This is a genomic window from Streptomyces pyxinae (assembly GCF_024756275.1).
GTDB lineage: Bacteria > Actinomycetota > Actinomycetes > Streptomycetales > Streptomycetaceae > Streptomyces > Streptomyces pyxinae.
This window is the reverse complement of the sequence record NZ_JANUGQ010000010.1, coordinates 14,938-28,614: the sequence shown is the minus strand read 5'-3', so window position 1 is coordinate 28,614 and position 13,677 is coordinate 14,938. Positions and strand designations below refer to the sequence as shown.

Here is a 13,677-nt window from a genome sequence, read left to right as displayed (position 1 = left end):
AGGACTTGTGGCTGTGGCAGATGGCGAACCGGTCCGCGCGGCGGTGCGTGAACTGGCGCTGTTTCTCGGGACGAGTGTGGAGGACCCCGGATTTCTGGCCGACCCGAACCGGTGCCTGACACCCGCGATGCGCGCCCGGTCCGTGCACCGGCTGCCCGGCGGTGCCCTGGCCGTCCTGGGACACGCCGCCTGCGCCGAGGTGCTGGGCGACGCGCGGTTCGGCCATGGCGCCGGCGAGCTGTACGAGACCTCTCTGCTCGGGCTGCCGGCGCGGTCCTTCCTCCAGCTCGACGCCCCCGCGCACACCCGGCTGCGGGGGCAGGTCGCGCGGTACTTCAGCGGACGCCGGGTGCGGGTGCTGGCCGAGCGCGTCACCCGGCACAGCCGTGAGCTGGTCCATGGGTGCCCGGACGGCCCCGGCGACTTCGTCGCCGGCGTCGCCGAGCCCTTGGCGATGGCGGTCATGAGCGAGGTGCTGGGGGTGCCCGACCAGGAGCGGAAGGCCTTCCGGCGCGATGCCCGGCTGGTCGTCCAGGGTCTCGACCATCCGGCCCGCGTTCTCGACGAACCGGCCGTCGCCCGGGCCCGCTTCCGGCTGGTGCGGTTCTTCCACCGCCAGGCCGCCCGGCCCCGTGGGCCGGCGGAGCAGGACGGTCTGCTGAGCACTCTGCTGCGCCCGCCGGACGGTCCTCCGGCCGACATCCGCGAGGCCGTGACCACCTGTGGTCTGCTGCTGAGCGCCGGGTACGACACCACGGTCAGTCTGCTCTCGCACGCGGTGGCGCAGCTGAGCGGCGACCGTTCCGGGCGGCTGTGGGCGCTGGCCCGCGACCCGGCGCTGGTGGACGCGGTGGTGGAGGAGGTGCTGCGGCTCCACTCTCCCGTGCAGGTCGCTCCCCGCGCCGCGCTGTGCGATGTGGTGCTGCGGGGCGTCCCGGCGGCGCGCGGCACCGTTGTGCTGCCCCTGCTGGCCGCGGCCAACCGCGACCCGGACGTCTTCGATGCCCCGCACGCCTTCCGGCCCCGGCGCCATCTGCCGAGGGACGGTGGGAGCCGGGCGGCACGCCACCTGGCTCTCGGGGCCGGCGCGCACTTCTGTCTGGGAGCGGCCCTGGCCCGGCTGACCGCGCGTACCGCCCTGTCGGTCCTGGCCGGGCGGCCGCCGCGGCTGCGCGAGGCGCCGCGCGACTACCAGAACAACGTCGTCGTACGCGGTCTGCGCCGCCTGCCGGTCGACTGGCCCCCGCGCCGGACGGCGACCGCCCCCCACCCGTCGTCCGGTGACCCGGCCCCGGCCGAAGACACCGCACCGGGCGGGGGCGCGGCCCCGACCTGTCCGGTCCTCCACCCCCGAGGAGCAGCACATGACCAGTAACCTCTTCCCGCACCTGGTGAGCGAGTTGGAGCGGGTCTTCGACGTCGAGCCCGGAGCCGCCACCCCCGACACGACCATCGAAGCGCTGGGACTGGACTCCCTGGCGCTGCTGGAGCTGGTGACCCGCTACGAGGACGAGCGGGGTGTCGAACTGCCGGAGGCCGCCGAGGCGGAGCTCGGCACCTCCTCCACTCTCGCCGACATCTGCGCGGTCCTCGAACGGGCCCAGTCGCCGGTGGGGAAGTCCGGCCCGTCCGGCGAAGGAGCGCACTCGTGAGCCGGGCCGCGGCGGTGACCGGGATGGGGCTGCTGACCCCGGCCGGTACCGGCGCCCGGGCCCTGTGGGAGTGTCTGTGCCGGGCCGAGTCGACCGCGGCCCACGACCCCGCCCTGGCCGGGATGCCCGTCGACTTCTCCTGCCGGGTACCGGACTTCGACCCGGCGGGCCTCAGGAACATCGCGTGGCGCACCAACCGGTTCATCCAACTGGCGGTGGCGGCGGCCCGCATGGCGGTCACCGACTCCGGACTGGCCCCCGGCGGGTGGGACGCCCCGCGCGTCGGTGTCGTCATGGGCGTCGGCACCGCCGGCATGGAGCACTGGCCCGGTGAGGCGGAGAAGCTTCTGCACGGCAGGCTGCGTGCCGTGTCCCCGCTCGCTCTCCCGCGCTCCATCCCCAACATGGCAGCCGGTGAGATCGCTCTCGACCTGGGTGTCACCGGCCCCAACCTGTCCGTCTCCACCGCCTGCGCCTCCGGTGCCACGGCCCTGGGTGTCGCCAAGGACCTGCTGGCCAGCGGCCGCTGCGACGTGGTCCTGGCCGGCGGGGCCGAATCACCCCGCGCGTCACAGATGGCCGCCGTGTGTTTCGCCCGGATGTCCGTCCTCTCCCGAGGCCGCCACGGTCCCTCGGGAGCCTCCCGTCCCTTCGACGCGGACCGCGACGGGTTCGTGCTGGGAGAGGGGGCGGCGGTGCTGGTCCTGGAGAGCGCCGAACACGCCCGGGGCCGCCGGGCCGCCGTACGGGCCTGGCTGTCCGGCTACGGCGCCTCCGCCGACGCCCACCACCCCACCACCCCCGACCCCCGGGGCGGCGGCGCCTCCGCCGCGATCGGCGCCGCCCTGGCCGAAGCCGGCCTGCGCCCCTGCGACATCGACCACGTCAACGCGCACGGTTCCTCCACCGAGCTCAACGACCTGTACGAGGCCCGGGCCCTGTGCCGGATCTTCGCCGAGCCGCCACCGGTCACCGCCAACAAGGGGTCCCTGGGACACGGGATCGGTGCCGCCGGAGCCATCGAGGCGGCCTGCGCCGTGCTGACTCTCCAGCACCAACTGCTGCCGCCCGTCGCCAACTTCACGCGCCTCGATCCGCGCATCGACCTCGATGTCGTCGCCGGCACACCCCGGAGGCGGACCGTGCGGGCGGTCCTGAGCAACTCCTTCGGTTTCGGCGGCCAGAACGCCGCACTCGTCCTCACCCGGGCCTGATCCACGCGCCCGGCCGCCGGCCCCGCGAACCGTACTTGCCGCCGGCCGTCGGCCCCGTACCGGGCTCCGGTCCGGCCGCCGGCCGCCCGCCCAGCCCAGCCAAGGAGCACGCCATGTGTGGAATCACCGGATGGGTCGACCACGAGCAGGACCTGACCACCCCGGCGGCGCGCGCGGCCCTGACCACCATGACCGCCACCCTGGCCGGCCGCGGCCCGGACGCCGAGGGCCTGTGGACCGGCCCGCACGCCGCGCTGGGCCACCGGCGCCTGGTCGTCATCGACCCGCCGGGCGGCGGCCAGCCGAAGAGCGCCACCGAGAACGGCCGCACCCTGGCCGTCCTGGTCCACAGCGGAGAGGTCTACAACTACCGCGAACTGCGGTACGAACTCCAGGGCCGCGGCCACCGGTTCGAAAGCGCCGGCGACACCGAGGTCGTTCTGCGCGCCTACCTCGAATGGGGGCCGGCCTTCGCCACCCGCCTCAACGGCATGTACGCCCTGGCGGTGTGGGACGCGCGCAGCGAGCGACTGCTGCTGGTGCGCGACCGCCTGGGCGTCAAACCCCTCTACTACCACCCGACCGGTACCGGCGTGCTCTTCGCCTCCGAACCCAAGGCGCTGCTCGCCCACCCGGCCGTCGACGCGGCGGTGGGCACCGACGGACTGCGGGAACTGCTGTCCCTGACCGGGACCCCCGGCCACGCCGTCTACAGCGGAATGCGCGAAGTCCGTCCCGGCCACGTCCTCACGGCCGGCCGCCAGGGCATCAGCGAGAGCCGCTACTGGCAGCTGCGGGCCCATGAGCACACCGACGACCTGAAGACCACCGTCTCCACGGTGCGCGGCATGCTGGAAACCGTCCTGGCCCGCCAGACCGTCGCGGACGTGCCACTCTGCTCCCTGCTCTCGGGCGGCCTGGACTCCAGCGCCATCACCGCCCTGGCCGCCCGCCGGCCGGGCCGTGCGCGGCTGCGTTCCTTCTCCGTCGCCTTCGACCACCACGAGCGGGACTTCACCCCCGACCTGATGCATGTCGAGTCCGACCGCCCCTACGCCCGGGCCCTGGCCGGTCATGTGGGCACCGACCACACCGACATCGCCCTGGCCACTCCCGGCCTGATGAACCAGGCCAACCGCCGTGCCGCGCTGCACGCCCGTGATCTGCCCTCCGGCCTCGGGGACTTCGACATCTCCGCGCTGCTGCTCTTCCGGGCCGTACGCGCCCACGCCACCGTGGCCCTGTCCGGCGAGGGCGCCGACGAACTCTTCGGCGGCTACTTCTGGTTCCACGACCCGCGGACCGCCCGGGCCGACACCTTTCCCTGGCTCGCGGCCATGGACGTCTACACACAGGCGGGCCTCGGTGACGCGCCCCTCTCCACCCGTCTGCTGGATCCCGCCCTGGTCGGCGCGCTCGACCTGCCGGCCTACCGGCGCGACCGCTACCGGCAGGCGCTGGCCGGGGTGGCGCACCCGGGCCGGACCGACGCCCTGGAACACCGCATGCGGGAGGTCGGCCATCTGCACCTGACGCGCTTCCTCCCACTGCTGCTCGACCGCAAGGACCGCATGAGCATGGCCACCGGCCTCGAAGTGCGCGTCCCCTTTTGCGACCACGAACTCGTCCAGTACGTCTTCGGCGCCCCCTGGAGCATGAAGACCTCCGACGGGCGGGAGAAGAGCCTGCTGCGCGCCGCCGTGGCCGACCTGCTGCCCGAGGCCGTCCTCCGGCGCCCCAAGAACCCCTATCCCACCGTCCGGGACCCCCGGTACACCCGTGCCCTGCGCACCGCTCTCACCGAGCTCGCCCACGACCGCGCGGCGCCCGTGCACACCGTGCTGGACCGGGCCGCCGTCCGCCGGGCCCTCGCGCCCGGGACCGATGCCAAGGACATGCGCTACGCCGCCGAACTCGTCCTGGACCTCAACACCTGGCTCACGGACTACCGCGTACGGCTGGACCTCTCCTGACCGCCGGCCGGGGGCGGGGAAGAGTCCGCCCCGCCCCCGGCCGGCTCAGGTGGCCGGTCCGCTCACACTCCTCCCGGGGCTCCGCCCGGGAGCGGGCAGGCCGCCCGGGTGTGGTCGTAGGTGGCCGTCGCGCGGGAGTGGGCCCACTGCGGGGCGAGCAGCGCGTCCGCGAGCTGGGCCGCCGCCGCCGGGCTCTCCACGATGTAGCCGTAGTCCTGCAGCCAGGACGGGTAGAGGTTCTTCGACCCGAGGTAGAAGGCCGACCCGTCCACGGAGACGAGTTTGTGGTGCTGGGCGTAGGGGTGGCCGTCGGCCCAGGTGGCACTGCCGGAGTGCCGGGCGGTGGCGAGTTGCAGGGTGGCGCACATCACCGCTTCGGCCCGCGGCACACTCTTGGTGGTGAGGGCCAGGCGGTTGCGCAGGGCGTCGCTGATCTCCTTGAGGGAGGTGATCTGCGAGTAGCCGCCGCTGCCGATCGCCCCGCGGTTGGCGGGGTCGCTGACCACGATGCGCACCTTCACCCCGGCCGCCATCCTGGCCGCGAGTGTGTCGTACAGGCGGACGTCGTAGCGCGGCAGTGGGGGACAGGTGGCGTGGAGATCCTGCTGGGAGATCTCGATGTGACTCCGCGCGCTGCCGACGAGTGCCCGGAGGGCGCTCTCCTCGGGGTTGACGGTGTCGTAGTCGCGGTCGGTGTTGGTGTGGTCGTGCAGCCCGACCAGACAGGTGGTGTCGGACGCGGGGGCCGTCGTGGACAGGGCCGGCCGGTACGACGAGGAGGGGTCGGCGCTCTGCACCCCGACTCCCAGTCCGCCCACGGCGATCACGGGAACGTTCCCGGTCGCGGCGAGCGGGGGGAGGGCCTTCTCCAGCGAGGCCAGGCAGCCGGCGCCGGGGGAGGCGGCGAACCAGACTTCGGTGACGCGGTGGGCGCGTTCGCAGGTCCAGGACCACAGCCGGTCGAGATAGCGGCTCGCCGAGCGGGCCGCGGGGCCGCTCAGCGCCAGGTCGGCGTCGGAGACGGGGTGGGTGGTGGTGAGGTAGTCGTTCTTCCAGCCGTTGATGCCGCCGGTGATCACCGACTGGCCGTCCACCACGAGGAGTTTGGAGTGGTTCCAGGACAGACCGGTCTTCGAGGTCGTCATCGTCGCGACATTCAGTGTCACACTGCCGGCGGCCTCACCGAGCCCGGCCCGCAGCTGGTCGCGGTAGGCCGAGGGCAGCACGTTCAGGTGGTAGATCGGCGCGGCCCCCGCCAGGACGCGCACCGAGAGTCTGTGGCCCGCGGCGACCGACTGCTTCAGCCCCGCGACGATCGCGTCCTGGAACGCCCCGTCCGGGAAGGGCGCCAGCGTGGATATGTCGACGCTGGTGGTGGCGCGGGAGATGTTCTCGGTCATCCTGGCCAGCAGCTGCCGGCTGCCGGGGCGGTCGGCGCAGCCGGCGTCCCCCCAGCACCCCGGTGTCTGCAACAGCCAGTCGGACGCGCCCCCGCCACCGGTGTCCAGCGCGTTGCCGCCGGTGCGCTCCCAGACCTGACCCTCCAGACCCGGGGAGACGTCCCGCAGGACGCTCTCGACGGCGTCCAGATGCGGCGCCGGTTCCGGCACCGGGGCCTGGACCGGCGGCGCCGGGGGCAGAGCCGCCGCCGGAGCGGCGGGCAGCGCCGGGCCGATCAGCGCGCACAGCGCAGCGGCGGTCGCGAGACGGCGTAAACGGCCGAACCGGGGAGAAGTCATGGTCCCTGTCCTTGTCGGTCGGGGTCGGTGGTCGGAAGTCGGAGGCCGAAGACCTCACGAAATCCGCAGGCGTCCCTGCGGACACCCACGGATGATCATGAGAATCTACCAACCCGGACCCACCACCCCGCTCCCCCGGGGACCACTCCCGCGCCCGGCGCCCCTCCCGGCGGGCGCGACTCAGGACACGACGGCGATACGGGCGGCCACGCAGGGGTCCTCGTTGCGGTACCCGAGGCGGGTGTAGAGGCGTTCGGCCGGGGCGTTGTGAGTGAGCTGCCACAGCGTGCAGAAGCCGTACCGGCGTACGGCGGTACGGGTCAGCCAGGCGGTCAGCGCGGCGCCCAGTCCCTGGCCGCGCAGCGCGGCGTCGGTGGCGACGGACGCCATCAGCGGAGCGCCGCTGTCCCGCAGGCTGCTCAGGGCGCCGCAGGCCACCAGCCGTCCGTCGGCGCCGTCGCGGATCCCGGCCCAGAGGCTGACGTCATGGGAACCGGGGCCGGTCGAGTGGGCCGGGCTGTGCCTCCCGAGAAAGGCGCGGAGCTCCTCGTGGTGGGACCCGTCGAGCGCGGTCACCCGCTCCTCGCCCCGCTGGACGGCCGGCTCCTCCAGGGTCCAGCGGAAGACCCACTCGACGGCGTCGGTCACCGGCAGATGCCTGGCGACCAGGGAGTCGGTGCCACCGGGGCCGGTGAACTCCCGTACGGTGCCGGGCAGTCCGTGCGCGGCGCGCAGCACGAGTCCGGCGGCGGCGTGCGGAGCGCCGACGCTCCACAGATGACCGCGCGCGCCGTCGAGCCAGGCGGCGGCACCGTCGGCGGACCAGCTGTACCGGTCGGCCGGGCGGTGCCGCGCGGCACCGAAGCGCAGCAGGGCGGAGCCGGTGCGCGACTCCAGGCCCTGGTCGAAGAGGCCGGCGGTCGGGGGAAGGAGCGTCGTTGCCTGCATCACTCTCTGAGAGGGGAAGGAAGGGACGGGCGGGCTCTGAGAGGGGAAGGAAGGGACGGGCGGGCTCTGAGAGGGGAAGGACGGGACGGGCGGGCTCTGAGAGGGGAAGGACGGGCGGAAGCAAGGTGACGACCGGTCACACGCGCGGGCGCGGACGGTACGTCCGGGGCGCGGACGGTAGGACAAGGGTGGGGCAGGGCCGCGCCTGCCGGGCGCACCACTGTCGCACACCGCCCCCGCCCCGGCGCAAACGCGCGGGGGCGGGGGCGGTGATGGCCACGGCGGGGGTGCCTCAGGCCATCGGGGTGTCCAGCACCGCCTTGCGGTGGCTGAAGGTCTCCAGCGAGTAGTGGCCGTGGTAACGGCCCATGCCGCTCTCCCCGACACCGCCGAACGGGAGGTCGGGAACGGTCAGATGCGCCACGGGCAGGCCGAAGGTGAGACCGCCCGAGGACGTCTCGGCGGTCAGGCGCTGACGCGTGGTGTCCGACTCGGTGAAGGCGTACAGGGCCAGCGGCTTGTCGCGCTCGCGGATGAAGGCGATGGCCGCGTCGAGGTCCGCCACCTCGACCAGGGGCAGGATCGGCCCGAAGATCTCCTCCCGCATCACGGGCGAGTCCGCCGCCACCCCGGCCAGCACGGTCGGGGCGATGTAGCGCGTGTCCCGCTGGTGCGTGCCACCGGTGACCGTGCGGCCCGAGCCGAGCAGTCCCGCCAGCCGGTCGAAGTGCCGCTCATTGACGATCCGCCCGTACTCCGGGCAGGCCGCCGGGTCCTCCCCGTACAACTCGCGCACCGCCGATGCCAGTTCCTTCTCCAGCGCGCGGGCCGTCTCGGGGTCGGTCAGGACGTAGTCGGGGGCGACGCAGGTCTGGCCGGCGTTCATGAACTTCGTCGCGGCCAGCCGGGCCGCCACCACCGCCAGGTCGGTGTCCCGGTCCACGAACGCGGGTGACTTGCCGCCCAGCTCCAGGGTCACCGGCGTGAGGTGCTCGGCGGCGGCCCGCATCACGATCCGGCCGACCGTGCCGTTGCCGGTGTAGAAGATGTGGTCGAAGCGCTGCTCCAGCAGGGCGGTGGTCTCGGGCACCGCGCCCTCCACCACGGCCACCGCGTCGGCGTCGAGGTAGCGCGGCAGCAGGTCCGCGAGGGCGCGTGAGGTGGCCGGCGCCAGTTCGCTGGGCTTGGCCACCACGCAGTTGCCGGCCGCCAGCGCGCCCACCACCGGGGCCAGCAGCAGCTGCACCGGGTAATTCCACGGGGCGATCACCAGGACCACACCGAGCGGGTCCAGCACGGTGTGGGCGACGGAGCCGCCCAGCCGCTCCGGCACGGCCGCCGGCCGCGGCCGCAGCCACTCGTCCAGGTGCTCCAGGGTGTGGTCGATCTCCCGGATGGTGAAGTCGATCTCGGTGCGGTACGCCTCCGCCCGGCCCTTGCCGAGATCGGCGCGCAGGGCGGCGGCCAGGTCGTCCCCGCGCTCGGTCAGCATGCCGCGCAGGGCTTCCAGCTGCCCGGTGCGCCAGGACACCGTCCTGGTGCGCCCGGTACCGAAAACGGCACGCAGCCGGGCGACGACATCGGCGGGGGAGGGGTGGTTCGTCATGGTGTCTGCTCCAGGGAAGGGGCGGGCCTCACGGTCTTCCGGCCGGCGGATCGAGACCCGTTCGGTGCATATAGCAACTATATCCGTCCGGATATTCCGCCCCACCGGGGTGTCGTCGCGATGCGGCGCCGGGGCCGGCCGGGTGGTGGTCAGGTCACCAGGCGCAGTGAGGTGGCCGCGATGCCCAGGCGTACGCTCTGCCCCCAGGTCAGCTCCAGGGCGTCGGCCTCCATCCCGTCCCCGAAGGCCACGATCCGGTCCGACTCGACGGTCAGCCGCAGCTCCTGCCCCCGTTCCAGTCCGCCGGCGGTCCTCGATGTGCCGGTCGCGGGAGAGGGCCAGGCCTCGCGGACGAACCACAGGAGGCGTGGGTCGCACGGCGCGGGCAGCGGAGTGGTGCTGTGGCGCTCCAGCCACAGGGAGCGGAGCCAGCCGGTGGCGCCGGTGCCGGTGCCGACCAGTATTCCGGAGGAGGCCTGGGCCTCGCCCGGGCCGCTCCCGCCGTCGGCGTCCAGACGATAGCGGGCCGTCTGGTGACCGGGCGGGCCCAGATAGATCTCGTTCAGCGCGAGGAGGCGCTGGCTGTCGTCGGCGACGGCCTGGACCATGGTCAGTTCCTCCGCCCGGCCCCCGGCGGCGGTCGCGGCGCGCAGCAGGGCGGCCGTGTCGGCCGGACGATGGCGGACCAGTACGCCCGGGTTGCGCCCGGGGTCGGTGTCGACGCCCACCACCGGCTGCCCGGAGAGGTACTTGGCGGTGTTGGCGACCAGCCCGTCCTGGCCGACCACGACCACGACGTCCTGCGGGGCGAACAGAAAGCGGTCCAGGTCCGCCCGCTCCACCCGGGAGCTGCGCCAGGTGAGCGGCACCGCCGCCGCCACGTCCCGCAGCGCCCGCCGGTTGCGGTCGTGGCGGCGGACCACCTCGTCGATCGTGCGGCCCCGGGTGGAGAGGAAGAACGCGGCCTGCCCGTGTGTTCCGTGCCGGGCGAGGAGTTCCTCGTACTCGGTCCTGCGGTGTACGAGCACGGCCCGCGGGGCCAGGCTCACGCGTCCGCCCCACCGTGCGGGCGCCCGAGCCGGGTGAGGAGCCCGGTGAGGACGTCGGGGGAGAGGGTGACGCTCTCGATCCGCGGCAGGTTCTCCGCCAGGTGGGCCGCCGCCAGGGCGTGCAGCGTGGCCGGGTCGGCCTCGCCGTGCACCCGCAGCCAGGCCGCCTGGGCCTCGGCGCGCGCGGTACCCGTCTCGCGCGCCGCTTCGGCTTCCGCGCGGGCCAGGCGGACCTTGCGGGCCGCCTCGGCCTCGGTCCGTACACCGTCGGCCGCCGCCTGCTCCTCGGCCTCGCGGCGGGTGTTGGTGCCGCGCTGGTCGACCAACTGCTCTTCGCGGCGCGCCAGTTCGATCTGGCTGGCCAGCTCGTTCTCGGCGATGGCGCGCTCCCGCTCGACGGCGACGGCCCGCCGTTCGTAGGTGGCCCGGTCCGCCTCCTGCTGGATCTGCTCGCGGGCCGGGGTGCGCAGGGCACGCTCCACCTCGGCCTCGGGGCGGATCGCGACGACGCGCACGGCCACCACGTCGATGCCGGTGGCCGGCAGCCGGGGCTCGGCGGCCAGGCCGGTGGCGACCCGCTCCCGTACGGCGGCGACGCCGTCCACCAGGGCGGTGGCCAGCGGGGTGCGGGCCAGCACGTCCAGCGTGTGCTGCTGGGCGGTCTCGGTGAGGAGGGTGGCGATCTGTTCCAGGGGCGCGCCGCGCCAGCTCCCGGTGTCGGGGTCCACGGAGAAGTCGAGCCGGTCCGCCGCCTGGGCCGGGTCGCTGATCCGGTAGGTGACGGTGGCCTGCACGGTGACGTCCTGGAAGTCGGCCGTACGGGCGTGGAAGGCCATGGCCAGTTCCCGGTCGTCGACCGGCACCTCGGAGAGCGCCGCCGACAGCGACCGGTACCAGAAGCTGAGGCCCCGGCCGTCATGGGTGAGCCGGCCGCGCTTGTGGTGGCGGATGTGGGCGGTGGGCGCGGAGCGCAGATGGCGCCAGCCGAAGCGCCGGGTGATGTCGGCCATGGTGGATCCCCTCGATGTCGTCACCGCGACGATAAGGGCGCCACCTGCATATCGTCAAGGGGACGAAAAGGGAGCGGGCGGCGCCCGCGGGCCTCCGCCGCCCGGCGGCGCCGAAGGGGCGGCCCCGTCGCCGCCACCGCACTTCCGCGACCGCCGCGGGGGGTCGTCCGCCCCGCAGACTCTGCTCGGCATCGGCATCGGCATCGGCATCGGCTTCTACTTCGCCGTCGACATGGCCCTGGCGACCGAAGTCCTGCCCAGCTCCGACGATCTGGGCAAGGACCTCGGTGTCATCAACAGCGCCGACGTCCTGCCGCAGTCCATCGGCCCCGCGCTCGCCCCTCTCCTCCTCGCCATCGGCCGAGGACACAACTGCACCGCCCTCTACCTGTTCACCATGGCCGTCGGCCTGCTGGCGCTCCTCACCGTCACCCGCATCAAGAAGGTCCGCTGACCCCGTCCGGAAGGACCCCCGATGATCTACGAGAACGCGTATCTGTACATCACCTCGGGCCGCGAGGAGCAGTTCGAACAAGCGCTGCGCGCCGCCGCGCCGATACTCGAGTCGGCCGAGGGATGCCGCTCGGTCGAGCTTCACCGCGACGTCGAGACGCCCGGCGCCTACCTCCTGCGGGTCGGCTGGGCGTCCCTCGAACACCATGTGGAGATGTTCCCCAGGAGCGAGCAGGCACCCCGTTTCGCCGAGGCGATAGAACACTTCTTCGCCAAAGCGCTGGAACTGCGGCATTTCGCGGCCGACCCCGTGGGAACGCCCGGCTCGCCCGGCTCAGGGGGACAGGCGCCGGCACCGACCCCATGAAGGCGCCTGACGACTACCCGACGGCCTCCTCCCGGCGGCCGGCCCGACCGGGCTCCGGCAGGCAACTGGCCCGGAGGCGGCGGGCGGTGCGGTCGGCGCCATCGACCACGGCCCCTCGGTTCGCCGTGGGTCCGGGGCCACCGGGATCCCGGCCACCCGGCCTCAGGCGCCGCGCTCATGAGAGCACGGCACCTCGGGCGACTGGGACTCCTGTCCGTTCAGCGAGGGACGGGACTCACTTCTCAGGCGGCGCCGGCCTTCACGGCGTCCGCGGCGCCGGTCGCCCTGGCGGCGGCCGGTCGCGGCTCGCGGAGGAGCGGGACCGTCGCGCACGCGGCCAGGAGGGAGGCCGCGGCGAGCGCGTACCAGCCGTGCCGGAACGCGGCGACAGCGTGTCCGGGGGCCGGGGTGTCGAGGATGCCGACCAGGATCGCGACGCCGAGGACCGCGCCGATCTGGCGGCCCATCGAGGTGATGGCCGAGCCGGTGGCGAAGCGGGCCGGCGGCAGGGCGGCCGCCGACGCCCCGGTCAGGACCGGGAGTGTCATGCCGACGCCGAGGCCGGTCAGCACCATGCCGGGCAGGAGCGAGGCCGCGTAGGCCGAGCCGGTGCCGAGTGTCGCGGCCCACCACAGGGTGCCGGCCGCGAACACGACGGATCCCGCCAGCGCGGCGCGGCCCGCACCCCATCTGGCGACGGCGGGCCCGAGCAGCAACGCGACCGCCGGCACCAGCAGGGGTCCCGGCGCGATGGCGAGGCCGGTGCGCAGAGCCGAATAGCCCCACACGCCCTGGCACCACAGCACCGCGCCGAGCAGCATTCCGGCGAACGCGACGGTGAACAGCGTCAGGGCGGCCGCGGCGGAGGCGAACGCCGGAACACGCAGCAGCGGCAGCTCGACGATCGGCACCGGGTGACGGGCCGAACGCAGGACGAACCAGGCGCCGAGCAGCACCGCGGCAGCCAGGCCGCCCACGGTGCCGGCGCTCGTCCACCCCCAGTCGGGAGCCTTGACCAGGCCCAGCGCGAGCGTCGCGATCGAACCGGTGAGCAGGACGGCGCCGAACAGGTCGGGCAGCGGGCTCTTCGGCGTCCCGACGCGTCCGGGCGACGGCAGCACCTTGACACCGAGCGCGAACGCCGCGATCCCCACCGGCACGTTGACGAGGAACACCCAGCGCCATCCGGCCTCGACCAGCAGCCCGCCGGCCACCGGCCCGAGCCCGGCGGCGATCCCGCCGAGCGACGCCCAGGCCCGCACCGCTCCGGCGCGCCGCTCGGGTGCCGTCGTGTCGAGCAGCAGCGCGAGCGACGTCGGCATCACCAGCGCGGCGCCGGCGGCCTGCACGAGCCGCGCCGCGACCAGTGTCCCGACGTTCGGAGCGAGTGCGCAGCCGACCGAGGCGAGGGTGAACACCGCCAGTCCGGCCAGGAAGACGGGCTTGTGGCCGGAGCGGTCCGCGACGCGGCCGGCGACCACGAGGAGCGCCGCGAAAACGATCGCGTAGCCGTTGAGTACCCAGGAGAGGGAGCCGAGATCGCTGCCGCCGAACGAGCGGCCCATCGCCGGGAGAGCCACGTTGACGATGAAGAGGTCGAGGTTCGACATGAAGACCGCGGCCGCGACCGTCGCGAACACGGCTCGGGACGCTCTGTGTGGGTTTG

The 13,677-nt window shown here is 74.0% G+C and carries 12 protein-coding genes; 6 read left to right on the top strand and 6 right to left on the bottom strand.

The annotated features are described in order from the left end of the window. Window positions 1–13 precede the first annotated feature (13 nt). The 4 genes from NX801_RS13685 (at window position 14) to asnB (ending at window position 4,839) form a co-directional block, all read left to right on the top strand. Window positions 14–1,375: a cytochrome P450 gene (locus NX801_RS13685; RefSeq protein WP_258787951.1), complete on the top strand. Its 1,362-nt coding sequence runs from the start codon at window positions 14–16 to the stop codon at window positions 1,373–1,375. Continuing rightward, window positions 1,365–1,652, top strand: coding sequence for an acyl carrier protein (locus tag NX801_RS13680; protein WP_258787949.1), 288 nt, complete (start codon window positions 1,365–1,367; stop codon window positions 1,650–1,652). The genes NX801_RS13685 and NX801_RS13680 overlap by 11 nt, the downstream gene beginning before the upstream one ends. Continuing rightward, entirely contained in the window at window positions 1,649–2,866 is a 1,218-nt protein-coding gene (locus NX801_RS13675) for a beta-ketoacyl-[acyl-carrier-protein] synthase family protein (protein ID WP_258787947.1), read from the top strand. The genes NX801_RS13680 and NX801_RS13675 overlap by 4 nt, the downstream gene beginning before the upstream one ends. Window positions 2,867–2,979: 113 nt before the next feature. Next, window positions 2,980–4,839, top strand: a complete 1,860-nt coding sequence (asnB, locus tag NX801_RS13670; RefSeq protein ID WP_258787946.1) for an asparagine synthase (glutamine-hydrolyzing) — start codon at window positions 2,980–2,982, stop codon at window positions 4,837–4,839. 62 nt (window positions 4,840–4,901) lie between these two features. Here asnB and NX801_RS13665 read toward each other — a convergent pair whose 3' ends face one another. From NX801_RS13665 to NX801_RS13645, 5 genes are all read right to left on the bottom strand, one after another. Further along, window positions 4,902–6,578: a phospholipase D-like domain-containing protein gene (locus tag NX801_RS13665; RefSeq protein WP_258787945.1), complete on the bottom strand. Its 1,677-nt coding sequence runs from the start codon at window positions 6,576–6,578 to the stop codon at window positions 4,902–4,904. A 180-nt stretch (window positions 6,579–6,758) separates the two neighbouring features. Beyond that, window positions 6,759–7,526: a GNAT family N-acetyltransferase gene (locus tag NX801_RS13660; protein ID WP_258787943.1), complete on the bottom strand. Its 768-nt coding sequence runs from the start codon at window positions 7,524–7,526 to the stop codon at window positions 6,759–6,761. Window positions 7,527–7,818: 292 nt separating this feature from the next. Next, window positions 7,819–9,132, bottom strand: a complete 1,314-nt coding sequence (locus NX801_RS13655; RefSeq protein ID WP_258787941.1) for an aldehyde dehydrogenase family protein — start codon at window positions 9,130–9,132, stop codon at window positions 7,819–7,821. Between the two features lie 149 nt (window positions 9,133–9,281). Further along, complete coding sequence (locus NX801_RS13650; RefSeq protein WP_258787940.1) at window positions 9,282–10,181, bottom strand: hypothetical protein; 900 nt, start codon at window positions 10,179–10,181, stop codon at window positions 9,282–9,284. Then, entirely contained in the window at window positions 10,178–11,191 is a 1,014-nt protein-coding gene (locus NX801_RS13645) for an SPFH domain-containing protein (RefSeq protein ID WP_258787939.1), read from the bottom strand. The genes NX801_RS13650 and NX801_RS13645 overlap by 4 nt, the downstream gene beginning before the upstream one ends. Here NX801_RS13645 and NX801_RS13640 point away from each other — a divergent pair. Then, complete coding sequence (locus NX801_RS13640; RefSeq protein ID WP_258787937.1) at window positions 11,190–11,645, top strand: hypothetical protein; 456 nt, start codon at window positions 11,190–11,192, stop codon at window positions 11,643–11,645. The genes NX801_RS13645 and NX801_RS13640 overlap by 2 nt on opposite strands. Before the next feature lie 21 nt (window positions 11,646–11,666). Continuing rightward, the gene (locus NX801_RS13635) at window positions 11,667–12,011 is read left to right on the top strand and encodes an antibiotic biosynthesis monooxygenase family protein (RefSeq protein ID WP_258787935.1); all 345 of its coding nucleotides are present in this window, start codon (window positions 11,667–11,669) and stop codon (window positions 12,009–12,011) included. Window positions 12,012–12,253: 242 nt separating this feature from the next. Here NX801_RS13635 and NX801_RS13630 read toward each other — a convergent pair whose 3' ends face one another. Next, window positions 12,254–13,651, bottom strand: a complete 1,398-nt coding sequence (locus NX801_RS13630; protein WP_258787933.1) for an MFS transporter — start codon at window positions 13,649–13,651, stop codon at window positions 12,254–12,256. Between the last annotated feature and the right edge of the window lie 26 nt (window positions 13,652–13,677).

What these genes read in the sequence shown, in the direction of transcription:
- NX801_RS13680 (WP_258787949.1), top strand. Translation starts at nt 1,365, where the DNA reads ATGACCAGTAACCTCTTCCCGCACCTGGTGAGCGAGTTGGAGCGGGTC.
- asnB (WP_258787946.1), top strand. Translation starts at nt 2,980, where the DNA reads ATGTGTGGAATCACCGGATGGGTCGACCACGAGCAGGACCTGACCACC.
- NX801_RS13665 (WP_258787945.1), bottom strand. Translation starts at nt 6,578, where the DNA reads ATGACTTCTCCCCGGTTCGGCCGTTTACGCCGTCTCGCGACCGCCGCT.
- NX801_RS13660 (WP_258787943.1), bottom strand. Translation starts at nt 7,526, where the DNA reads ATGCAGGCAACGACGCTCCTTCCCCCGACCGCCGGCCTCTTCGACCAG.
- NX801_RS13655 (WP_258787941.1), bottom strand. Translation starts at nt 9,132, where the DNA reads ATGACGAACCACCCCTCCCCCGCCGATGTCGTCGCCCGGCTGCGTGCC.
- NX801_RS13640 (WP_258787937.1), top strand. Translation starts at nt 11,190, where the DNA reads ATGGTGGATCCCCTCGATGTCGTCACCGCGACGATAAGGGCGCCACCT.
- NX801_RS13645 (WP_258787939.1), bottom strand. Translation starts at nt 11,191, where the DNA reads ATGGCCGACATCACCCGGCGCTTCGGCTGGCGCCATCTGCGCTCCGCG.
- NX801_RS13635 (WP_258787935.1), top strand. Translation starts at nt 11,667, where the DNA reads ATGATCTACGAGAACGCGTATCTGTACATCACCTCGGGCCGCGAGGAG.